Source organism: Citricoccus sp. NR2, assembly GCF_027594385.1.
In the GTDB taxonomy this organism is placed as follows: domain Bacteria; phylum Actinomycetota; class Actinomycetes; order Actinomycetales; family Micrococcaceae; genus CmP2.
Genome location: NZ_CP115154.1, coordinates 3,101,427 through 3,124,328, shown reverse-complemented (window position 1 = coordinate 3,124,328; position 22,902 = coordinate 3,101,427). Strand labels below are relative to the sequence as shown.

The following is a 22,902-nucleotide window of genomic DNA, read 5'->3' as shown; positions in this document are numbered from 1 at the left end:
TCCTCCGGGGCAGTACGCTCGGAGGAGAACCACCATGAGGCGGGCTTGTACGGCTCGGAAACGAGGTAGAGATGACGACTCAGGACCCTGAACAGCAGGACCCGAAAGCCACATCCGAGGATTTCGAATCCGGTCTGGATTACAGCGCGTTCATCGACGACGAGCCGGAGAACACCGCCGACGCCGATGCCGAATCCACCACCGAGGCGCCCACCACGGAGACCCCGCGATTCCTGCAGGACTCCGATGCCGACGCCGAAACCACCCCGATCGCCCGTCAAACCGAGCTGGACCACGAGCACGACGCCCAGCCGGACGATGCCCAGCCGGACGATGCCCAGCCGGACGACGCCCAGCACACGGAGGTCATCGGCGATGCTGAGACCACCGACCTCACGTCGGAGGAGCCCCAGCACACTGAGGTGATCGGCGAGGCCGATGACCACCAGCGCACCGAGGTGATCTCGGATCAGGAGCCGACGGCGGATTCCCCTGCGGCCGAGCACAACTACACGGTGCCGCTGCCCGACCTCAGCGCGGACCAGAAAACCGGAGACCCCGCAGGTGCTGGAGACACCGGGGACACCCGGGTCCTCCACAAGACCGCCACCGAGGCTGAACCGGTCGACCCGTTCACCGGGGTGGCAGCCGTGCCAGCCTCGGCCGGAATGGGCCACGCCGAGACGGATCGACGCACCCGCCGCGAGGCCGAGGCCCGCGCCATGGCCCGGGACGAGGCGTTGGAATCGCCGCGCACTGTTTCTCGGGTTTTGCAGGTGCTGTTGGCGATTTTCGCGCCCATCGTGCTGCTGATCGCCGCGATCCGCCTGGTGGCCTCACCGGTGTTCCTGTGGCTGGAATACCGCCGCCCTGGGTTCCCCTCGGACGATTTCGGCTTCAGCACCGAGGACCGCACCGTCTACGGCTCCTACGGGCTGGACTACCTGTTCAACCTGTCGAACTCCCGTTATCTCTCGGAGCTGACCTCCGGTGAGGGCCAGAGCCTGTTCACGGCCGAAGAGGTCTCGCACATGCACGACGTCAAGATCGTCATGCTGATCACTATGCTCGCCGGGATCGTGCTGGGGCTGGCCTGCCTGGCCTTCATGATCATTCTGGCCCGCACCCGCAAGGGTGGCATCCGCCGCGGCCTGTTCGCAGGCGCCGTCTGGCTCATCGTGGCCATCATCGGCCTCGCCGTGGTAGCCGTCCTGGGTTGGGAAGCATTCTTTGCCGGGTTCCACTCGCTGTTCTTCGCCGATGGCACCTGGACGTTCTACGCCTCTGACACCCTGATCCGGCTCTACCCGAACCAATTCTGGATCGACGCAGGAATCGCCGTGGCAGCACTGACCCTGATCACCGCGATCGTGACCCTGGTCTTCACCTGGCCCACGCGCCGTCGTCGCGAGGACTCCAAACAGGACCAAATCCAGCTGATCACCCGCAAAAACTACTGGTCGAGCGAATCAGCCCGCTGAGTCAGCGCTGGTAGAGCCGCTCGATCTCCTCCGGATGGTCCTCGATCACCCGGTGGCGCTGGAGCTTCTGTGACGGGGTTACGTGACCCGAAGCCTCGGTGAGCTCGCGGTCCAGAATCAGGAATTTCCGCACGGACTCGGCCCGGGACACCTGCTCGTTGGCCAGGTCCACGAACCGCTGCACTTCCGCGATGATGCCCTCATCCTCGGCGGCCTCGGCCAGGCTCATGGGGGAGCGTGAGTGCTCGGCGGCCCACCGATCCACGGCTTCGGGGTCGAGAGCGACGAGCGCGCCGATGAAGGGACGATCGTCACCGACCACTACCACCTGAGAGACCAGTGGCGCGGTGCGGATGGATTCCTCCAGGGGAGTGGGCACCACGTTCTTGCCGCCCGCGGTGACGATGAGCTCCTTCTTCCGCCCGGTTACGTACAGGTAGCCGTCATCATCCAGGCGGCCCAGGTCACCGGTCTTGAAGAAACCGTCCGCGCTGAACGCCTCGGCGCTGGCTTCGGGACGGTTGAGGTAGCCATCGCAGATGACGATGCCGCGCAGCCAGATTTCGCCGTCCTCGGCGATCTTGACCGTGGTGCCCGGCACCGGCAAACCCACCGACCCCAAGCGGGTGTGCCCGGGGATATTCAGAGTGGCCGGGGCGGTGGATTCGGTCAGCCCGTAGCCCTCCTGGATATTGATCCCCATGCCGCGGAAGAAATGCGCCAAATCCGGGTTCAACGGGGAAGCCCCGGAGACGGCGAAGCGTGCCTGCCCACCCATCAGGGCCCGCACCTTCGGGTACACGAGGCGGTTGAACAGCGCGTGCTTGGCCTTCAGTGCGGCTCCGGGGCCCTTGCCTTCGCCGCGCTGCTCGGCTTCGAGGGCACGTGAATAAGCGATGGCGGTGTCGCGGGCCGCGGTGACGATGCGTTCCTTGCCGGAGTCGCGGGCGTTGGCGAGGATGCCGGCCTCGACCTTTTCCAGCAGGCGGGGCACCAGCAGCAGCCAGGTGGGGTGGAAGCTGGCCATGTGCTCGGTGAGCCGAGACAGGTCCGAGGTATGGGCGATCTGGATCCGCCCCACCAGGCAGATGTACTGCACCGCGTGGGCGAGCACGTGGGCCAGCGGCAGGAACATCACGGTGCGCTGTTCGCCGCCGCCGATGATGTCCTGGGCGAAGGTCAGGATGTTCACCGCACCTTCGGCCAGATTGCGGTGGGTGATTTTCGCGCCCTTGGGCTGACCGGTGGTGCCCGAGGTGTACACCAGGGTGGCGGTGTCATCGAGCACCGGAGTGCTGCGTGCCTCCTCGATCACCTCGTCGGCCAGGTGAGCTCCATCGTCGGCCAAGCGCACCAGGGCGGCGTCGTCCATGGAAAACACGGTGAACGCGCTGGCATCCACGCCCTCGGTCTCGTCCAGGGCTCGCGCCACGGAGCGGTGTTGCTTCTCGCCGCCGGTGAACACCAGGCGGGCGCCGGAATCCGAGAGAATGTGACGGACCTGAGCCGGGGAGGAGGTCTCGTAGATCGGCACCGATACGGCGCCGGCGAACCAGATCGCCTGGTCAATCAGTGCCCACTCGTAACTGGTGGGTGCCATCAGCGCCACCAGATCCCCGGGGGCCACACCGTGGTGCGCCAGCCCCTTGGCCAGCGCCCGCACCCGATCAAAGAACGCCTGGTAGGACACATCCAGCCAACCGCCGGTGCCGTTGGGCACCGCGTACACGGGTGCCTCGGGGGTCTGCTGTGCGACGGCCAGGGCCAGGTCAGTCAGATTCGAATCGTCTGGCAGAGTCGCCGTCGGGGCGGTGGAGGTTTCCAGCATGAGAGCCTTCCCAAGAAAAATGAACTGTCAGGAGCAACCTGGTCGATGCTATCGGGTGCCGAGGTCGAGAGCCTAGATCCAGGAGTCGAACCACATGCGCATCCGCCAGGAATCGTACGGGATCTGCTGGCCGGTCCACAGCGGCATGAAGTACGCGGACAATAGAACCACCGCCAGTACGAATCCGAGCACGATGATCAGACTGCGCCGGCGCGGTCGCAGTCCGTCCGCGGTGTCGATGGCGTCCCGGCGCAGGATCAGTCCCAGGCACATGGTCACGGCTAGCACCAGGAACGGGGCGTAGGCGATGGTGTAGAAGAAGAACATGGTGCGTTCCGGCCACAGCGTCCACACGAGCTGGCCGGCCACGTAAACGCCGAGAATGGCACCGGCACGCCAGTCGCGCTTGCCCAGCCACAGGAACACCATCACCAGCATGGCCAACAGGCCAGACCACCACAGCAGCGGATTGGCCAGGTCCAGAATCGCTTCGGAACAGCCGCCCTCGGTGGCGCACCCCAGCTCGCCCTTGTCGGTGCCGACATAGTGGAACGAGACTGGCCGGCCCATAAACGGCCATGTCCACGGGTTCGAGGCGTAGTTATGGCCCGACGACAGGTCCGTGTGGAACTCGGTGGATTGGGAGTGATAGTGCACCAGGCTCCGGAACCAGTCGGGCACCAGCGCTTCCAGCCCGCTGGCCGGATGCTCTGCACCCCAATTGCGGTAGAAACCACCGGAGGTGAGAATCCAGCCCGACCAGGTGATCAGGTAGGTGATGCCCCCCACCACGACGACACACACGAACGCATACAGCCCGTCGCGCACCACACCGGCCACGAACCAGCGGCGGATTCCGGCCACCCGGCGCGCGCTGATGTCCCAGCACACGATCATCAGCCCGAACACAGCAACAAACGCCAGACCCGACAGTTTCACCGAACAGGCGGCTCCCAGCAGCACCCCTGCGAGCATCCGCCACGGACGCCAGCCCAGCCACGGACCCCACTGCAGATACCGTCTCAGCTGCTCGGGGGAGTCCTGCGCCCGACCCGCAATGAGCCGGGCCAGGCGTTTTCGGCCCGCATCCCGGTCCAGAATCATGGCCCCGAACGCCGCAAGAATGAAGAATGAGAGGAAAATGTCCAGCAGTCCGGTGCGTGACATCACCAGGTGATGTCCGTCCACTGCGAGCAGCAGTCCAGCAATCCCGCCCAGGGCCACCGAACGGAACATATGCTGGGCGATCAACGCCACCAGCAGCACCGAGAGCGTGCCCACCACCGCGGATCCCAGGCGCCACCCAGCGCCAGATTCCGGTCCCATCAAGGCCACCCCGGCACCGATCAGCCACTTTCCTAGCGGCGGGTGCACCACATAGGAGGCTTCGTCTTTGGCGGCGATCTCCCCGTTGGCGAAGGCTTCGTCGGAGTCTTCTTCCCAACCGACCTCGTAGCCGTGTTGCCAGAGACTCCAGCCGTCCTTGACGTAGTAGGTCTCATCGAAAATGAGCCGGTGCGGATGATCCAGCGCGGTGAAGCGCAGAATCGCGGCGAGGAAGGTGACGAGGGCGGGAACGATCCAGGCCGCCGCCCCCAGCGGAAGGCGTTCGCCGATCAGGCGCGCTCGCAGTACGGTGTCGGTGTACGCTTGCGACGCTGACGACACCCAGGATGGGGCGACGGAGGCGGGGCGGCGATGCACGCACACCATCGTACGTGACGATTTGAGGACTACATGGGCAGCATCATTTTGGCGGCGACGCCGTTGGGTAACATCGGCGATGCATCGGCCCGACTGCGCGAGTTGTTGAGTACCGCTGACGTCGTGGCGGCCGAAGACACGCGCACTCTCGCCCAGTTGGCACGGGCCTTAGGCACCACCATCCGGGGACGCACGGTGGCCCACCATGAACACAACGAAGCCCACTCCGCCCCGGAACTGGTCCGTCTGGCCGCCGAAGGTGCCACCGTGGTCATGGTCTCCGACGCCGGCATGCCGTTAGTCTCCGATCCGGGGTTCCGGCTGGTCCAAGCCGCCGTGGCCGCCGGGGTGGACGTCACCTGCGCACCAGGCCCATCTGCGGTGACCACTGCGTTGGCCCTTTCCGGGCTGCCGAGCGACCGCTTCGCTTTCGACGGATTCGTTCCGCGCAAGGAAGGGGAGCGGCGCCGTTGGCTCAGCGAGGTCGCCGAAGACTCCCGCACCCTGGTGTTTTTCGAATCGCCGCACCGGTTGGCGGCCACCCTGCAGGCCATGAGCGAGGTCTTCGGTCCGGACCGTCCAGCGTGTGTCTGCCGAGAATTGACCAAACTGCACGAGGAAGTCGTGCGCGGCCACCTCGCTGGTCTCGCCGAGTGGGCGGGAGCCGGAACGGTGCGTGGCGAGATCGTCGTCGTGGTCCAGGGACACCAGCCCGATCAGACCACCCCGGACCTCGAGACCCTGGTCAGCGTGGTGGAAGAACGGGTGTCTGCGGGGGAGAAACTGAAATCCGTGGTCAAAGAGGTCGCCGCCGCTGCCCCAGGGGTGGCCACCCGCGATCTGTACAACGCAGTGTTGGCCCGTCGCGAGGCATGAGCGCCATGCTTAACCGGCATGAGCGCCATGATTAACAACGGCAACAACGACAAAAACAGACACACGTGCGCAAGCTCACCCTGACCCCCTAGTCTGGAAGCACGACGTCAGGTTCGGCGTCACTCCGTCTCCGCGGCTTGGAGCAACCCCAGCACTACGCTGTAGGGCACACCGAGCGTGAACGAATGAAAGAGGTAGCGATGACCGTGACGGCACAGCGTGAACAGGAACTGTTGGCTTCGGTTCCCACCGGACTGCTCATCAACGGAGAATGGCGTGACGCCTCCTCCGGCAAGACCTTCGACGTCCACGACCCGGCCACCGGCAAGGTGCTGACGTCGTTGCAGGATGCCACCAGCGAAGACGCGCTCGCTGCACTGGACGCGGCAGACGCCGTGCAGCGTGAGTGGGCCCTGTCGGCCCCGCGTGATCGCGCCGAGATTCTGCGCCGTGCTTTCGATCTGGTCACCGAGCGCGCCGAGGACTTCGCCCTGCTGATGACCCTCGAGATGGGCAAGCCCCTGGCCGAGGCTCGCGGCGAAGTCGCCTACGGTGCCGAATTCCTGCGCTGGTTCTCCGAAGAGACCGTGCGCCACTACGGCCGCTACTTCACCTCGCCCGAGGGTAAGAACAAGATGATCGTCACCCACAAGCCCGTGGGTCCCTCCCTGCTGATCACCCCCTGGAACTTCCCGCTGGCGATGGCCACCCGCAAGGTCGCCCCGGCTGTTGCTGCCGGATGCACCATGGTGCTGAAGCCGGCCAAGCTGACTCCTCTGACGTCCCAGCTGTTCGCCCAGACCATGATGGAAGCCGGACTGCCGGCTGGCGTGCTGAACGTGGTCTCGGGTACCTCTGCATCCTCGATCTCCGGCCCGCTGATGAAGGACCGTCGCCTGCGCAAGGTGTCCTTTACCGGATCCACCCCGGTGGGTGTGCGCCTGATGAAGGACGCCGCCGAGAACGTGCTGCGCACCTCGATGGAGCTCGGCGGCAACGCCCCGTTCCTGGTCTTCGAGGACGCTGACCTGGATGCTGCTGTGCAGGGCGCAATGGCAGCGAAGATGCGCAACATGGGCGAGGCCTGCACAGCAGCCAACCGCTTCCTGGTGCACGAGGCCGTGGCCGAGGAATTCACCCAGAAGTTCGCCGATGCCATGAAGGCACTCAAGCCGCTGCGCGGAACCGATCCGGAGTCCACCGTGGGACCGATCATCGATGGTGGCGCTCGCGACGACGTTCACGCCCTGGTCACAGAAGCCGTGGATGCCGGTGCTGATGTCGTCACCGGCGGCGCCCCGGTGGAAGGCGATGGCTACTTCTACCAGCCCACCGTGCTAAAGGTGTCCAGCGGCAGCCCGATCCTGGGCCAGGAGATCTTCGGTCCGGTGGCTCCGGTCATCACCTTCTCCAGCGAGGAAGAGGCCATCGAGCTGGCCAACGCCTCCGAGTATGGCCTGGCCTCCTACATCTACACCCGCGACGTCAACAAGATGTTCCGGGTTTCCGAGCAGATCGAGTTCGGTCTGGTCGGCTTCAACGCCGGTGTCATCTCGAATGCTTCCGCACCGTTCGGTGGCGTCAAGCAGTCCGGTCTGGGCCGTGAAGGCGGCGCCGAGGGCATCGAAGAGTACACCACCGTGCAGTACATCGGCATCGCCGACCCCTACGCTGCGCAGTAACGCACTCAGTGGCTGACTGACTGTCAGCCTCCCTCTGGAGCCCTGGTCGTGAAGATCGGGGCTCCTGTGCGTTGACCATGGATGTTGCCGACGTCACGGGATACTCTGCATCAGAGTAGACGTCATTATCGAGGAAAATGAGCACCAGCGCGTGCGAGGAAAGAGGACACATGACCGCACCAGTTCTGTATCGTCACCTGTTCGGCCCTGGCCCGACGAACCCGTACCCAGAGGCCACCGCCGCCCTGGGTCTGCCCCTGCTGGGCCATTTGGACCCAGAGTTCATCGCGCGCATGGACCGGGTCAACGCCGGACTGCGCACGCTGTGGGGCACGCAGAACGAGCGCACCATGCCGTTGAGTGCCACAGGTTCTGCCGGCATGGAGGCCGCGTTCGTGAACACGCTGCAGGACGGTGACGTCGCGGTGATCGCGGTCAACGGCCTCTTCGGTGAGCGGATGTGCGATGTGGCGGCCCGCTGCGGGGCCGAGGTGGTTCGGGTGGATCACGACTACGGCACCCCGGTGGATACTCAGCGGGTGTTGGAGGCCCACCCGAATCCCACCGTGATTGCTGCTGTGCATGCCGAGACCTCCACCGGTGTGCGCTCGGACCTGTCGGCCATCGGCGCCAACAAGGGTGAGGCACTGCTGATCATGGATGCGGTGACGTCGATCGGCGGCATGAAGGTCGAAGCTGACGCCTGGGGCGTCGATGTGGCTTACGCGGGCACCCAGAAGTGCATCGGTGTCGCTCCCGGTTTGGCGCCGTTCACGTTCTCGGATCGTGCCTTTGAGCGTCGGGTCGAGAAGCCCCAGTCATGGTACTTGGATCTCGGTCTGCTCGGTGGTTATGCATCCGGTGCCTCTGGCGGCAAGCGCGCCTACCACCACACCGCACCGGTGTCGATGGTCGCCTCCCTGGAAGCCGGTATCGACCGGATCCTCGGCGAGGGGCTCGAGAAGGTGCAGTCCCGCCACGAACAAGCCGGCGCCAGCCTGCAGGCCGGGCTCCAGGAGATGGGGCTAGAACTGTTCGCCGCTGAGGGGCATCGTCTGCCCCAGCTGACCTCCGTCAGGGTCCCCGAGGGTGTTGATTCGGCCTCGGTGCGTAGCTTCCTCTTGCAGGAATACAACCTGGAGATCGGTGCCGGTGTCGGCCAGTTCGCTGATTCCGTGTGGCGTATCGGCCTCATGGGACCGAACGCCAACCCCGCCTCGGTCGCCTTGATCTTGACTGCTCTCAAGGATGCGCTGAGCCGCGCCTGATGGCGGCAATGAAACAGGAGAATCGAGGAAACCGATCCGTCTTGTTGACAACCTTGAGCTACCCGCTGTTTCTGGGCGGCGTGGTACTGCTCCTCAGCGGGGGGAGGCATTGAAGCTGGGTTGATCATGTTCTCGGGGGTCTTCTTGATCGGGGTCAATGAGTTGTGCTTGTATCTCGACAACTAAAGCCCCGACTCGCAACAGCGAGTCGGGGCCATTCGAGATTCAGTAGATGAACCTGCGAAATCTGACCAAAGTCAGGGTGTCAGCACTCCACGACGTTGACGGCGAGGCCGCCGCGTGAGGTCTCCTTGTACTTGGATTTCATATCCTTGCCGGTGTCGCGCATGGTCTTGATCGCCTGATCCAAGGTGACGCGGTGTTCGCCGTCGCCGTGCATGGACAATCGGGCGCCGTTGATGGCTTTCACCGAGGCGATCGCGTTGCGCTCGATGCAGGGCACCTGAACCAACCCGCCCACGGGGTCGCAGGTGAGTCCCAGGTTGTGCTCCAGGCCGATTTCCGCTGCGTTTTCGACCTGACGCGGGCTGCCGCCGAGCACGGCGCACAGCGCGCCGGCTGCCATGGAACAGGCGGAGCCAACCTCGCCTTGGCAGCCCACATCGGCGCCAGAGATTGACGCGTTGAGCTTGTACAGCTTGCCGATCGCACCGGCGGTGAGGAAATACTCGACCACCGCGTCATCCTGCTCGGCCGACCCCACCTCGCCGTCGTGTACGAAACGCGTGTAGTAGTGCAGCACGGCCGGGATGATGCCGGCCGCCCCATTAGTTGGAGCGGTCACGATGCGCCCACCGGAGGCGTTTTCCTCGTTGACGGCCAGCGCATAGAGGTTCACCCACTCCAGTGCCCACAATGCATCCTTGGTGACCCCTAGCTCCTCCTGCTCGCGTAGCCGCCGGCGCAACTCGGGAGCACGCCGGCGCACCTTGAGACCACCGGGAAGAATGGTCTCCTCGCGCGTGCAACCGTTCTCAACGCATTCCTGCATCACCGACCAAATGCCCAGGATCTGGGAACGAAGGTAATCTTCGGTGTGTTGGGCCAGCTCATTGGCCAACATCACTTGCGCGATGGACAATTCTTCGCGCTCGCAGATCTCCAGCAACTCATCGGCCGTGGTAAACGGGTAGGGTTCTTCGACGCCGGAGCCTCCGGTGGTGCGCTCGTCGCCGTCTGCTGCTGCGAGCTCTTCGGCGGTGACGACGAATCCGCCACCCACCGAGTAGTACTCGCGGCTGTGGAGTTCCACTTTCGCCTCATCGTAAGCGGTAATGCGCATCCCGTTGGGGTGTCCGGGCAGCGATTTGCGCATGTGCAGGATCAGGTCCTTGTCCCGGCGGAATGCCAGCACCTTCTCGCCGCCAAGGTTGAGCTCGCGGGAGTAGATGACCTGCTCTACGGTGCCCTGCGCGGCGTCGGCGTCGATGGATTCGGGCTGTAGGCCCAGCAAACCGAGGATCACCGCATGATCGGAGCCGTGACCCACACCAGTGGCCGAGAGGGAACCGTAGAGCTCTGCTTTGACGCGCTGGACCTGAGCTACGAGCCCGCGGTCACGCAGTTCGTCAACGAAAAGTCTCGCCGCTCGCATGGGTCCGACCGTGTGCGACGACGACGGTCCGATCCCAATGGAGAACAGGTCCAGCACGCTCAGCGTCATAGCAGTTCCTCGCCAACTTCCTGGTAATTGAATTCCAGCATGCCATCGATCAGCCAGCGGACGAGATAGTCCGTGAACGAGGCGCGCGGGTAGATGCGGAATCGTTCCGCGTCGACCCGATGCAACACCACCGGGACGGTGCCGATCTGGGTGGAGACGCCGGTGCCGGTGGGGCAACCGGAATCGTGCAGATCAACCGCACAACCCTTCTCGAGTACCGCCCGGGCCGAGGGCCCGGTGAGCTCGAGGACGGCGCGGTTGGCCGAGACGTCGATGACCTGGCCGGGCAGGCCCTCCAGGCTTGCTGCCGCCTCGGCGTCGGCTCCGGGGGACTGTTCACGGGAGACGTCCACATAACTGAACTCGTCGGGTGAGAGCCAGATGATGTGGGCGCCGTGCGGGTCGCCGGTGACCTGGCCGTGCGCGGTCGGCAAAGCCACACCGAGCGCCTGCTCGACGGCGGTGGCCGACGGGGAGCCCGGCTGGGCACGGATCACCATCTGCACGGGGAAGGACAGCTCGAAGAGCGCCACCCCACGATCGCCGGTGACTTCGGCTTGGGCCATCTCATCAGCCAGATGGGACGCCGGGGTGCGGCGCAGGTGGTTCAGGGTGTTCTCAGCCATCTCGGCGTGCTCCTTCTGGATCGTAGAAAACCGGTGAGGTGATCTCTACCTCGACCGCATCGTTCGGGTCGGAACTCAGCGGGGCGCTGACGATCTCACCGATGCGGTTGCGTCCGTTCTCCACCAGAGCCAGGCCGAAGGGGCGGCCCAGGGCGGCGGAGAGATAGGACGAGGTGACATGGCCGATCATGGGCACCGGCCCGTCGGCTGCGGTGACCGGGGAACCGGCCGCGACCAGTTGGGCGCCTTCCGGCAGTCGGGTAGTGCCGTCCACCGGCAGCACGCCGACCAGGTGCTTGCGGTCTTCGCGGGCGGTGTCGATGCGCGAGTAGGAGCGCTTGCCCACGAAGTCCTTCAGCTTCGAGACGATCCAGTCCATGCCCGCATCCTGCGGGGTGACGGTGCCGTCGGTGTCCTGACCAACAATGATGAAGCCCTTTTCGGCGCGCAGTACGTGCATGGTCTCGGTGCCATAGGGCGTGATGTTGAACTCCGCCCCAGCCTCGGCCACCAGCTCCCAGGTGCTCAGCCCGTAGAAGGTCTCCACGTTGATCTCGAACGCCAGCTCACCGGAGAAGGAGATGCGGGCCACGCGGGCCGGCACTCCGTTGGACAGGGTGGTTTCCCGGAACGCCATGAACGGGAATGCCTCGGCGGAGACATCCAGGTCGGGGGCGACCTTCTCCAGCACGGCCCGGGACTTCGGTCCCACCACCGCGATGGTGGACCACTGCTCGGTGACAGAGGTGAAGACGACGTCGAGGTCTGGCCACTCGGTCTGGTGCCACTCCTCGAGCCAGTCCAGCACGGTCGCCGCGCCACCGGTGGTGGTGGTCATCAGGTAACGGTCATCGGCGATGCGCAGGGTCACGCCGTCGTCGAAGATCATGCCGTCGGGCTTGCACATCAGCCCGTAGCGGCCCATGCCGACCTTGAGCTTGGCGAAGCCGTTGGTGTAGATCCGGTTGAGGAACTCACCGGCGTCGGTGCCGCGGATCTCGATCTTGCCCAGGGTGGAGGCGTCCATGAAGCCCACGGATTCGCGGGCGGCTGCACATTCGCGGAGTACGGCCGCGTCCATGTCTTCGCCGTCTTGCGGGTAGTACCAGGGGCGCTTCCACTGTCCGACGTCCTCAAACAAGGCACCGTGCTCCACATGCCAAGGGTGGATGGAGGTGCGGCGGGCCGCGTCGAAGAGGTCTCCACGACGACGCCCGGCCAGGGCCGCGAACGGCACCGGCGTGTAGGGCGCACGGTAGGTGGTGGTGCCCAGCTTCGCCGGATCGGTGACGCCGATGAGGTGACCGATGATGCCCATGGCGTTGACCCCGGAGGTCTTGCCCTGGTCATTCGCGGTGGAGATCGAGGTGTAACGCTTGACGTGCTCCACCGCGCGCATGCCGGCACCGGTGGCACGCACGATGCTGGCCACGGTCTGGTCGCGCTGGAAATCCACGAAGTGGGTGTGCCACTCGGAGGGCTGGCCCTCGGGGGCGGGCACCAACCACAACGGCCGGAAGGTTCCGGTGCTGGACGGCTCCGTGGTGGAGATGGTCAGCGAGGCGGTGCGGCCCAGGGCCTGGGCGGCGCCGTGACCGGCGGTCGCGCCCTCGGCGAGGGCCTCGGCCAACTGGTAGGAGCCGTTCAGCGCGCCGGCGGTCTGCTGGTCGCGGACCACACCACCGGGCACGAAAGCCTCCACATGGTCGGCCCAACGCAGCGCACCCTGACGCTGTGAGTGCAGGTGCACCACCGGCGAGAAGCCACCCGAGACGGCGAGCAGGTCGGTCTCGATGCGCTCGGTATCTCCCGTCAGTTCTCCGGTGTCGGTGATGGCGGAGACGGTGACTGCGCTAACCCGGTCCTGCGGGCCCTCGCCTTCGGTGCCGATGACGGCCGAGGCCGGGATACCGCGGACCCCGTTGGCCTCCAGCACCGCACGGGCGGTATCGCTGAGTTCGGGGCGGGCATCCACGACGGCGGCGACCTGGACTCCGGCGGCGGCCAGGTCCTCGACGAGTGCGTAGGCGGAATCGTTGGTAGTGAACACCACTGGATTCTGACCCGCCACTGCAGCCCAACGGTTCAGATAGCTGCGCACGGCCGAAGCCAGCATGATGCCGGGACGGTCGTTGTCGGCGAAGACGATCGGGCGTTCATGTGCACCGGTGGCGAGTACGACCTGGGCGGCACGGATGTGCCAAATGCGCTGACGCGATACCCCGGGGCGCTCGGCCGGTGCCAGGTGGTCGGTGCGCTTCTGCACGGCGATCACGTAGTTGGAGTCGTAGGACCCGAACGCGGTGGTGCGCGGCAGATAGGTAAAGTCCTCGGCGTCGGAGGTGAGGCCGGCCACCGTCGATCGGGCCCAGGCCACCGCCGGTTCGCCGTCCACGGTCTCACCGCGGGAGGACAGCAGCGAACCACCGGGGATCGGCTGTTCGTCCAGCAGCAGAGTGCGGGCCCCGGCGACGGCGGCCTCACGAGCGGCCGACACCCCCGCCGGACCGGCGCCGATCACGAGCACATCGGTGTGAACGTACTTGTGGTCGTACACCGAGGTGTCGTCGCCCGGATCCAGGCGACCCAGAGTGGGCAGGTACTCGGCACTCAGGCCATCCACCGCAGCCACGGTAGTGGCGGGCAGCATGGACTCGGCCACGCCGCCATCGGAGCGGGCGGCCACATGTAACAGCGCGTTGGACTCTTCCACACCGGCGGCCAGGATGCCGCGGGAGCGGGACTCGTAGTGCGAGGATCCGCAGTCCAGGCGTCCGCCGGCCACCAGTGCGGAGGCCACGGTGTCGCCGGCTCGGGCCGGGTAATCGACGCCGTCCACGGTGATGGTGAACTCGGCGACGTCAGGGCGCAACAGCCCGTGACCGATGCCGAGCGCGTTGATGGTGGTGTCGCTCAGTCGTGTCGATGAGATGGAGGAGCTCATCACATTCTCCCTTCGACGGTCGCCGGTGCCGGCGCCGGGGCAGTCTCGTTGGCACCGTAGGTGGCCAGGAACTCATAGGTGTGGGTGTCGCGGACGGCGTTGAACCATTTCCGGCAGCCGATGGAGTGCTGCCAGCGCTCCTCGAACCGTCCCTTGGGGTTATCCCGGTAGAACAGGTACTCGGCCCATTCCCGGTCGTTCAGCGCGTGCGGGTCTTCGGGGTAGGCGACGTGCGCCTGTCCGCCGTAGTGGAATTCCACTTCGTCGCGTGGCCCGCAGTGCGGGCAATTGATCAGCATCATGGCAGTGCAGCTCCTTGGAAGTCGCGAATCCGCGGGTCAGTGGGCCACGGCGGCGGCGCCGTGCTCGTCGATGAGGTGGCCGGTCTCGAAGCGATCCAGGCTGAACGGTGCGTTCAGCGGGTGCGCTTCACCGGTGGCGATGGTGTGGGCGAAAGTGAATCCCGAGGCAGGAGTGCCCTTGAATCCGCCGGTACCCCAGCCACAGTTCACGTAGAGATCATCGATGGGGGTGTTGGAGATGATCGGCGACGCATCTAGGGTGGTGTCCACGATGCCGCCCCAGGTGCGCAGCAAGTGCGCACGGGCGAAGATCGGGAACAGCTCCACGGCGGCAGCCATCTGCTCTTCGATGACGTGGAACGATCCGCGCTGGCCGTAGCCGTTGTAGGAGTCGATACCCGCGCCCATGACCAGCTCGCCCTTGTGGGCCTGCGAGACGTAGACGTGCACGTGATTTGACATCACCACGGTGGGGTGGACCGGCTCGAACAGCTCGGACACCAGTGCCTGCAGCGGGTGCGACTGGATGGGCAGCCGGAATCCGGCCAGCTCCGCCAGCACCGAGGAGTGCCCGGCCGCGGCCAGACCGACCTTGCCGGCGTTGATACGCCCGCGGGTGGTCTCGACACCGATCACGCGGTCGCCGTCCTTGTAGAACCCGGTGACTTCGCAGTTCTGGATCAGGTCCACGCCCATCTCGTCGGCCTTGCGGGCCAGGGCCCAGGCCACGTGGTCGTGCTTGGCAATACCGGCGCGTGGCTGGTAGGTGGCGCCCATGACGGGGTAACGGATGTTGTCCGTGATGTTGATGATGGGGCACACCTCCTTGACCTGCTGGGGGTCCAGGAATTCAGCGTCGACGCCGTTGAGCCGGTTGGCGTTCACGCGGCGCTGGGCCTCGCGCACATCCTGCAGGGTGTGGGCCAGGTTCATCACGCCGCGCTGGGAGAACAGGAAGTCGTACTCGAGCTCTTCGGGCAGACCTTCCCACAGCTTGAGCGACTTCTCGTAAATCGCGGCCGACTCATCCCACAGGTAGTTCGAGCGGATGATGGTGGTGTTGCGGGCCATGTTGCCCCCAGCCAGCCAGCCTCGCTCCAGCACCGCCACATTGGTGATGCCGTGGTGCTTGGCCAGGTAGTAGGCGGTGGCCAAGCCGTGGCCGCCGCCGCCGACGATGACGACGTCATAGCTGGACTTGGGGTCGGGGTTGCGCCAGAGGAAATCTGGGTGCTCGGGCAGGTGATTTGCCATGATCAGGCTCCCATCGGAGTCAGGTCGGGGTACAGGGGGAAACGCTCAGCCAGGGCTGCCACGCGCTCGCGAAGACCGGCCAGGGACTCCTCGGCGGCGCCGTCTTCACCGTTGGACTCGGTGCCGGCGATCAGGGTCTGGGCGATGATGTCGGCGACCTCGCGGAAGGCGTCGTCGTCGAAACCGCGGGAGGCGAGCGCCGGGGTGCCGATGCGCAGGCCGGAGGTCACCATCGGCGGACGCGGGTCGAAGGGCACAGCGTTGCGGTTGATGGTGATGTCGACGGCGGCCAGCAGGTCTTCGCCCTGCTTGCCGTCCAGGGAGGAATTGCGCAGATCCACCAGCACCAGGTGCACATCGGTGCCACCGGTCAGCACCGAGATGCCGCGAGCGCTGACGTCCTCAGCACTGAGCCGCTCGGCCAGGATCGCCGAACCGCGCAGGGTGCGTTCCTGACGCTCGCGGAAGCCGGCCTCGGTAGCGATCTTGAAGGCCACGGCCTTGCCCGCAATGACGTGCTCGAGCGGGCCACCCTGCTGACCAGGGAAAACCGAGGAGTTGAACTTCTTTGCCAAATCGGCGTCGTTGGTCAGGATGATGCCGCCGCGCGGACCCGCCAGGGTCTTGTGCGTGGTGGAGGTGACCACGTGGGCGTGGGGGACCGGGCTCGGGTGCAAGCCGGTGGCTACGAGGCCTGCGAAGTGGGCCATATCCACCATCAGGTAAGCCCCAACCTCGTCGGCGATCTCGCGGAATCGGGCGAAGTCGAGCTGGCGCGGGTAGGCGGACCAGCCGGCGATGATCAGCTGCGGCCGGTGCTCTCGGGCGGCCTCGGCCACGGTGTCCATATCGATCTGGTGAGTCTCTTCATCCACACCGTAAGCAGCTACGTTGTAGAGCTTTCCGGAGAAGTTCAACTTCATGCCGTGGGTGAGGTGACCGCCGTGGGCCAGATTCAGACCCAGGATGGTGTCGCCGGGCTTCAGCAGTGCCGACATGGCCGCGGAGTTGGCCTGGGCGCCCGAGTGCGGCTGGACGTTGGCGTATTCAGCGCCGAACAGTGCCTTCACGCGGTCGATGGCCAGCTGCTCGATCTCATCGACGAACTCGCAGCCACCGTAGTAGCGCCGACCGGGGTAGCCCTCGGCGTACTTGTTGGTCAGCACCGACCCTTGAGCCTGCATCACGGCCAGGGCGGTGTGATTCTCAGAGGCTATCATCTCCAATCCATCTCGCTGACGGCCGAGCTCCGAATCGATGAGCGAGGCGACGTCGGGATCAATGGAGCTGATCTGAGCGGTGAGCTCGTGTGGGATCTGCTGGGTGGTGGACAAATCGGCCCCCTTCGGAACGGTGCGGCCCGGTCGACCGCGGAACGTTGATCACCAGATATGCACGGTGATTGAAACTGATATATCAGAGTGTTTATGACGAGCGTCACTCTTGTCAAGTGAACGGGCGTATCCGAAACGTTCCCGAAATATTGCCCGCAGAGCACTTGACTGTGATGTGACTCACTGCCATTATTCATTGCAACAAGGTTGCGCGCAACGCAACGAATGGCTGCTTCATTCGGAGCACTGAAGAAAGGGAGCCTTGATGACTCAGCAACAAGGCCAGTTCGACACAGAGCATCCGACTCGTCGCCCCGCGCGCGAGCGAAAAGTCAGTCTTCCGCGCTTCCGTGGCAGGGTCATTCCACCACTCGATCGGGCGATCATTATGGCGGCGCCGCCGACTCTGATCATTCTCGTCATCGTGCTCGTCCTGACCAACCAGGACGGCGCGTCCGGCGTCATCGAGATCGGCCGCACTTTCGTCACCAGCGGATTCGCTTGGCTGTTCGTGCTGTATTCCCTCGTTGCGGTGCTCGTCTGCGCCTGGGCTGGGTTCTCCCGCTTCGGCAAGGTCCGCCTCGGCGGCCCCGACGCCAAACCCGAGCACGGCAACTTCGCCTGGTACTCGATGCTCTTCGCTTGCGGGCAGGGCATTGGGCTGATCTTCTGGTCTGTGGCCGAGCCGATGCTGCTGGTCAATGAAGCGCCGTTGATTCCCGCCACGGATTCTCATGGTGAACCGGGGATCGTCTGGACCTACTTCCACTGGGGATTCACCGCGTGGGCCATGTACTGTGTGGTCGCGCTGTGCCTGGCGTACTCCCACCACAACCTGGGTAAGACGCTCACGTTCCGTGAAGCCACGGTCGACATGCTCCCCAAGAAACTGCAGCGTCCCGCCGGTGTGGTGGTCGAGCTCATCGCCATTATGGCCACCGTGCTCGGACTCGGCACCTCTTTCGGCTTCGCGGTCATGCAGTTCTCCTCCGGTATCGCCAGCTTCACCGGACTGAGCACCTCATCGACGATGTGGCTGATGGTGATTCTCGGCTTCGGGCTGCTCACCGCTATATCCGCCTTCGTGGGTGTGAACCGCGGTATGAAACGGCTCTCGGAGGCCAACTCGGTGCTCTCCATCGTGCTGGTCGTCGGCGTGTTCATCTGCGGCCCCACTGTCTACATCCTGTCCAACGTGACCCAGACCTTCGGTACGTTCTTCCAAAATTTCGCGGCGATGAGCTTCTGGACGGAGGCCGGCCTGGCCGGAACCGGCATGGAAAGCTGGTCCGACTCCTGGATGGGTTGGTGGACCGTGTTCATCTGGTGCTGGGTGATCGCCTTCTCGCCCTTCGTAGCCGGATTCATCGCCCGCATCTCCCGGGGCCGCACCATCCGCGAGTTCGTCATCGGTGTCACCGTGGTTCCCACACTGATCGTGATGGTGTGGGTCGGCATCATTGGCTCGGCCTCCACCCGCTATGACGAAGAGACCGGCGGCATGATCGCCGCGGCCGTGGGCGAAGACAATTCCACCGGACTGTTCCTCACCCTGGAGCGCATCCCGCTGATCGGCACCCTGTTGCTGGTAGCCGCGACCATTCTCGTGGCGACCTACTTCATCACCTCGCTGGATTCCGGTACTTACGCCCTGGCGGATTTCGTTTCCGCGCCGAAGAAATCGGGGCCCTGGTTCCGCGTGGTGCTGGTGATCAGTATCGCCACCGTGGCCATCCTCTTGCTCTTCATCGGCGGAACCAATGCCGTGGATACGGTGCAGACCGGCACCATCATCGGCGGCTTCCCGTTCTCGATCATCATCCTGCTGATGATCGCCAATTTCATCCGACGACTGCGGGCCCGGAACAAGGAGATCCGCCGTCTGGAGAAAACCATCAATGACCCCCGTCCGCTCAGCGAGGACGACAACGTGGATGCTGACGGCATTCCGCTGGACGCCTACCAGGACGGAAAACACCAACCACTCAACTGAACCAACCAGCACATACTAAGGAGTACTGACATGACACCTAACAACGCCGCCTCCGTTGCCGAACTCGAGCGCCTGAAGACCCTGCACAATGGGCAGAAGCAGCCGCTGACCTTCTCTGACGCCGAATTCGAGCGCCGCCTGAGCGGGCTGCGCGCCATCATGGGGGAGAAGGGTCTCGACGCCGTGATCCTCAACAGCTACCACGGCATCAAGTACTATTCTGATTTCCTGTACACCACCTTCGGCCGCAATTATGGGCTGGTGGTCACCGCGGAGAACTCGACCACCGTGACCGCGAACATTGACGCTGGCATGCCGTGGCGCACCAGCTATGGCGAGAACATCGTCTACACCGACTGGCAGCGGGACAACTTCTTCTACGGCCTGCAGGAAGCCCTGCGCCGGGACGGCGTGACTGCAGCCCGCATCGGCGTCGAAGATGACTTCCTGCCCGTGATGACCCGGGCCCGGATCCAGGACGCGTTCCCGGACGCCGAGCTGGTGGATGTTTCCCAGGCAGCCATGCGTCAGCGCATGATCAAATCCGCCGAAGAGATTGAGGTCATCAAGCACGGTGCCCGCATCGGCGACCTGGGTGGCGAGGCCATCAAGGAGGCCATTCGCGAGGGAATCACCGAGTACGAAGTGGCTCTGATCGGTACCGAGGCCATGACCCACGAGATCGCTAAGACCTTCCCACATCGCGAGGTCCGCGACACCTGGGTGTGGTTCCAGTCCGGAATCAACACGGATGGTGCCCACAACTGGGCCACCACCCGCAAGCTGCAGCGCGGCGACATCCTCTCGCTGAACTGCTTCCCGATGACCTCGGGCTACTACACGGCTCTGGAGCGTACGCTGTTCCTCGGCCAGCCTGACGAGCGCAGCCTTGAGCTGTGGAACGTCAACGTCGAGGTGCACCGTCGGGGACTGGAACTCATCAAGCCCGGTGCGGTCTGCAAGGATATTGCCGCCGAGCTCAACGAGATCTACATCGGCTACGGACTGCTGCCGAACCGTACCTTCGGTTATGGCCACTCCTTCGGTGTGCTCTCGCACTACTACGGGCGCGAAGCCGGCCTGGAACTGCGCGAGGATATCGACACCGTACTCGAGCCGGGCATGGTGGTATCCATGGAGCCGATGATCACCGTGCCTGAGGGGGAGCCCGGTTCCGGTGGCTACCGCGAGCACGACATCCTGGTGGTCGGCGAAGACGGTGCCGAAAACATCACCGGATTCGGCTTCGGCCCGGAGCACAACATCATCGACGCCTGATCACCGCAGATCGGACGATGAACTGATCCATCTGGGGAGGACGCGGAGCCGCGGTGCGACCGAACGACGAGCCGGTCGCACCGCGGCTCTCGGCCCCCATCGAACTTTCATGGAAAAATGCCACCATGTCATCCACCGCTGACGCTGACTCCGAGCGCACCTCCTCGCCCGTCCTGAACCTGATCAATGTGCTACGGTGCTTCACCACCGAGGCACCGGAACAGGGCGTGACCGAAATCGCCGAGAGGGTCGGGGTGCATAAATCCACCGTGTCGCGGCTGCTGGCCACCCTTGAAGGCGAGCAGATGGTCGAGAGGGTTCCCAGTTCACGCAAATACCGGCTGGGACTCGGGCTGATCGGCATCGCCGGTCCGCTACTGGCCTCCCTGGATGTGCGCCGGCTCGCCTACCCTGTCCTGACTGAACTTTCCGCGGTGACAGCCGAGACGGCCGCGCTGATGGTGTGGGACGGCTCAGCTGCGGTGACTGTGGAGCAGGTGGCGAGTCCGCAACGGGTTAAGCACACCTCCAGCATGGGCACCCGCTATGCCACCATGCACTCGGCCAGCGTGATGGCCCTGCTGGCCTACCAGGAACCCGGGTTGGCGCGGAAGCTCTGTACCAGCGGTGCGCTGATCGGCGATGGGCCGGAACCCTCTATCTGGCCCGAGCTGATCGACGAGTACGAAGCCGAGCTGGAGGAGGTCCGCGCCACCGGCTACGCCATCAACTTCCGCAAAACCTTCGACGACGAGGTTGGGGTGTGTGCCGTGGTGGTGGATCATCGTGGGGAACCGGTGGCTGGACTGCTCATCGCCGCCCCGGCCTATCGTGTTGATGAAGCCCGCTGTGCCGAGCTGCTGGAGCGTTGCCGCGCGGCGGCGGCGGAAGTGTCATCCAGATTGGGCGGCACAACTGATATACCACCAGGTACCATCTAAGGAGCCCATTAGCATTCAACGCAGAAAGGGGCGAAAATGACCCTGCAGCGTGTGGACGACCCCGCAGGTACCCTCGCCGAACAAGCCTATGCCAACCTCCTTGATCGCCTAGTGCTCCTCGAGATCGCTCCGGGAGATGTCATTAAAGAGCAGGCGCTCGCCGTCGAGCTGGGATGCGGACGAACTCCACTACGGGAAGCGTTGAAGATTCTGGAGCGCGACCAGCTGATCGTCACCTACCCGCGACGTGGCACCTTCGCTGCGCCGCTGACCTTGACGGACCTGTCGGTGATATCCGATATGCGTGCCGTGTTGGACCCCCTGGCCACGCGGCGCGGCGCCGAACTCCACGGCGGTGAGCAGCGCGAAGCCCTGCAGCGACTGCGGGACCAACTGCTCGAATTGCGCGCCGCCGATCACGACAAGCTCACCCCGCGCGAGCTGATCCATCTCGACCTGCACACCCACCGCGTGTTGTACGCCGCCACCGGTGAAGCGCTGCTCGAGCAGACCCTGCTCCGCCTGCTGCATTTGGTGACACGCATGTGGTGTGCGGTGCTGGACCGGGTGCCGGACGTGGAACAGCATGTCCAGGAACACCTGGACCTGCTCGACGCGGTGCTGTCTGGGGACGCGGACCGTGCAGCGGAGCTGTCGGCAGAACACGTCCGACACTTCGAAGACGTGTTGCGCTCGAACCTCTGAGCCTGATTACAGTGGATTCATGACCAACGAGTCGATCGACCAGGTGCCCGCCGCGTACCGTGCTACAGAGGATCCGGAGCCCGCGAACACCTCAGGCCCCACCGCACTGCACCAGCGTTCGAGTCGGGAAGAGAAAACCGGACGCAGTCGTCGTCTGGAATATCCGCCAGCGCCACAGCCACTGGTCGGTCCCATCATCGACAACCACACTCACCTGGATTTCAGAGATGGTCTGGTCGAGGTCAACGTGCACCAGGCCATGGACGCCGCCGAACAGGTGGGCGTCATCGGAGCCATCCAAGTGGGTTGCAACCTGGAAGCCGCACGCTTCACCGTGGAAGCAGTCGAGGCAGAGCACCGGCTACTCGGAGCGGTCGCCATTCACCCCAACGACGCGGCCCGGATGGCCCAGCGCGGCGAACTGGACGACGCGCTGGATGAGATTTTCACGCTGGCCAATCATCCGCGCATCCGCGCGGTGGGGGAGACCGGGCTGGATTACTTCCGTACCGGACCCGACGGCATCGATGCGCAAAAATACTCGTTCCGCCGTCACCTCGATATGGCAGTCCGACTGGACAAGGCCCTGCAGATTCACGATCGCGATGCCCACGACGACGTCGTCGAAATTCTGGACCAGGCCGACCAACTACCACGCCACGTGGTCTTCCATTGCTTCTCCGGGGATGCTTCCCTGGCCCGGATCTGCAATGACCGCGGCTGGATGATGTCCTTCGCCGGCCCGGTGAGTTTCAAGGCTAACGACGCGCTGCGTGAAGCCGCCCGGATCGCGCGTCCCGAACTGATGCTGGTGGAGACGGATGCCCCGTTCCTCACCCCGCATCCGTATCGCGGACGTCCCAATGCCCCGTACCTGACGCCGCTGACCCTGCGTACGCTGGCTTCCGTGCGTGGTATCAGCGAGGAAGCCATGGCACAGACGGTGCTGGAGAACACCCTGCGTGTCTATGGAGCCTTCGACGCTTCCTGAGTGTTCGCTCA

Annotated in this window: 17 protein-coding genes; 9 read left to right on the top strand and 8 right to left on the bottom strand. The window is 64.7% G+C overall.

Annotation, left to right across the window (positions count from 1 at the left end; translation table 11 throughout):
* Positions 1–71: 71 nt before the first annotated feature.
* The gene (locus O1A05_RS14705; protein ID WP_270105914.1) at positions 72–1,481 is read left to right on the top strand and encodes a TIGR01906 family membrane protein; all 1,410 of its coding nucleotides are present in this window, start codon (positions 72–74) and stop codon (positions 1,479–1,481) included.
* A gap of 1 nt (position 1,482) precedes the next feature.
* Here O1A05_RS14705 and O1A05_RS14700 read toward each other — a convergent pair whose 3' ends face one another.
* Positions 1,483–3,309 (bottom strand): AMP-dependent synthetase/ligase, encoded by a 1,827-nt coding sequence (locus O1A05_RS14700; RefSeq protein WP_270105913.1) that lies wholly within the window; start codon positions 3,307–3,309, stop codon positions 1,483–1,485.
* 72 nt (positions 3,310–3,381) lie between these two features.
* Positions 3,382–5,022: a dolichyl-phosphate-mannose--protein mannosyltransferase gene (locus O1A05_RS14695; RefSeq protein WP_442867641.1), complete on the bottom strand. Its 1,641-nt coding sequence runs from the start codon at positions 5,020–5,022 to the stop codon at positions 3,382–3,384.
* 24 nt (positions 5,023–5,046) lie between these two features.
* Between O1A05_RS14695 and rsmI the strand changes: the two genes are divergently transcribed.
* From rsmI to O1A05_RS14680, 3 genes are all read left to right on the top strand, one after another.
* Positions 5,047–5,889, top strand: a complete 843-nt coding sequence (gene rsmI / locus O1A05_RS14690) for a 16S rRNA (cytidine(1402)-2'-O)-methyltransferase (RefSeq protein WP_270105911.1) — start codon at positions 5,047–5,049, stop codon at positions 5,887–5,889.
* A gap of 200 nt (positions 5,890–6,089) precedes the next feature.
* Positions 6,090–7,571 (top strand): NAD-dependent succinate-semialdehyde dehydrogenase, encoded by a 1,482-nt coding sequence (locus O1A05_RS14685; protein ID WP_270105910.1) that lies wholly within the window; start codon positions 6,090–6,092, stop codon positions 7,569–7,571.
* 170 nt (positions 7,572–7,741) lie between these two features.
* A complete protein-coding gene (locus tag O1A05_RS14680; protein WP_270105909.1) occupies positions 7,742–8,839 on the top strand; it encodes a pyridoxal-phosphate-dependent aminotransferase family protein in 1,098 nt (365 codons plus the stop codon).
* A gap of 265 nt (positions 8,840–9,104) precedes the next feature.
* Here the strand turns inward: O1A05_RS14680 and O1A05_RS14675 are convergent, their stop codons facing one another.
* From O1A05_RS14675 to glyA, 6 genes are read right to left on the bottom strand one after another with little or no spacing between them, the layout of a single operon-like run.
* The gene (locus O1A05_RS14675) at positions 9,105–10,523 is read right to left on the bottom strand and encodes an L-serine ammonia-lyase (protein ID WP_270105908.1); all 1,419 of its coding nucleotides are present in this window, start codon (positions 10,521–10,523) and stop codon (positions 9,105–9,107) included.
* Positions 10,520–11,149, bottom strand: a complete 630-nt coding sequence (locus O1A05_RS14670) for a sarcosine oxidase subunit gamma (protein ID WP_270105907.1) — start codon at positions 11,147–11,149, stop codon at positions 10,520–10,522. The genes O1A05_RS14675 and O1A05_RS14670 overlap by 4 nt, the downstream gene beginning before the upstream one ends.
* Positions 11,142–14,093 carry a glycine cleavage T C-terminal barrel domain-containing protein gene (locus tag O1A05_RS14665; protein ID WP_270105906.1) on the bottom strand — a complete coding sequence of 984 codons (2,952 nt, stop codon included), beginning with the start codon at positions 14,091–14,093 and terminating at the stop codon, positions 11,142–11,144. Before O1A05_RS14665 ends, O1A05_RS14670 begins: the two co-directional genes overlap by 8 nt.
* Entirely contained in the window at positions 14,093–14,395 is a 303-nt protein-coding gene (locus O1A05_RS14660) for a sarcosine oxidase subunit delta (RefSeq protein WP_270105905.1), read from the bottom strand. Before O1A05_RS14660 ends, O1A05_RS14665 begins: the two co-directional genes overlap by 1 nt.
* A 36-nt stretch (positions 14,396–14,431) precedes the next feature.
* Complete coding sequence (locus O1A05_RS14655; protein ID WP_270105904.1) at positions 14,432–15,649, bottom strand: sarcosine oxidase subunit beta family protein; 1,218 nt, start codon at positions 15,647–15,649, stop codon at positions 14,432–14,434.
* A gap of 2 nt (positions 15,650–15,651) precedes the next feature.
* Positions 15,652–16,983 carry a serine hydroxymethyltransferase gene (glyA, locus tag O1A05_RS14650; RefSeq protein ID WP_270105903.1) on the bottom strand — a complete coding sequence of 444 codons (1,332 nt, stop codon included), beginning with the start codon at positions 16,981–16,983 and terminating at the stop codon, positions 15,652–15,654.
* 265 nt (positions 16,984–17,248) lie between these two features.
* Between glyA and O1A05_RS14645 the strand changes: the two genes are divergently transcribed.
* The 5 genes from O1A05_RS14645 to O1A05_RS14625 all read left to right on the top strand — a co-directional run bounded on the left by O1A05_RS14645 (position 17,249) and on the right by O1A05_RS14625 (position 22,891).
* Positions 17,249–18,976: a BCCT family transporter gene (locus O1A05_RS14645; protein ID WP_270105902.1), complete on the top strand. Its 1,728-nt coding sequence runs from the start codon at positions 17,249–17,251 to the stop codon at positions 18,974–18,976.
* A 30-nt stretch (positions 18,977–19,006) separates the two neighbouring features.
* Positions 19,007–20,254 (top strand): M24 family metallopeptidase, encoded by a 1,248-nt coding sequence (locus tag O1A05_RS14640; protein ID WP_270105901.1) that lies wholly within the window; start codon positions 19,007–19,009, stop codon positions 20,252–20,254.
* 125 nt (positions 20,255–20,379) lie between these two features.
* Positions 20,380–21,195, top strand: coding sequence for an IclR family transcriptional regulator (locus O1A05_RS14635; RefSeq protein ID WP_270105900.1), 816 nt, complete (start codon positions 20,380–20,382; stop codon positions 21,193–21,195).
* A gap of 36 nt (positions 21,196–21,231) precedes the next feature.
* The gene (locus tag O1A05_RS14630; RefSeq protein ID WP_270105899.1) at positions 21,232–21,900 is read left to right on the top strand and encodes a GntR family transcriptional regulator; all 669 of its coding nucleotides are present in this window, start codon (positions 21,232–21,234) and stop codon (positions 21,898–21,900) included.
* 19 nt (positions 21,901–21,919) lie between these two features.
* Entirely contained in the window at positions 21,920–22,891 is a 972-nt protein-coding gene (locus tag O1A05_RS14625) for a TatD family hydrolase (protein WP_270105898.1), read from the top strand.
* The last annotated feature ends 11 nt before the right edge of the window (positions 22,892–22,902 follow it).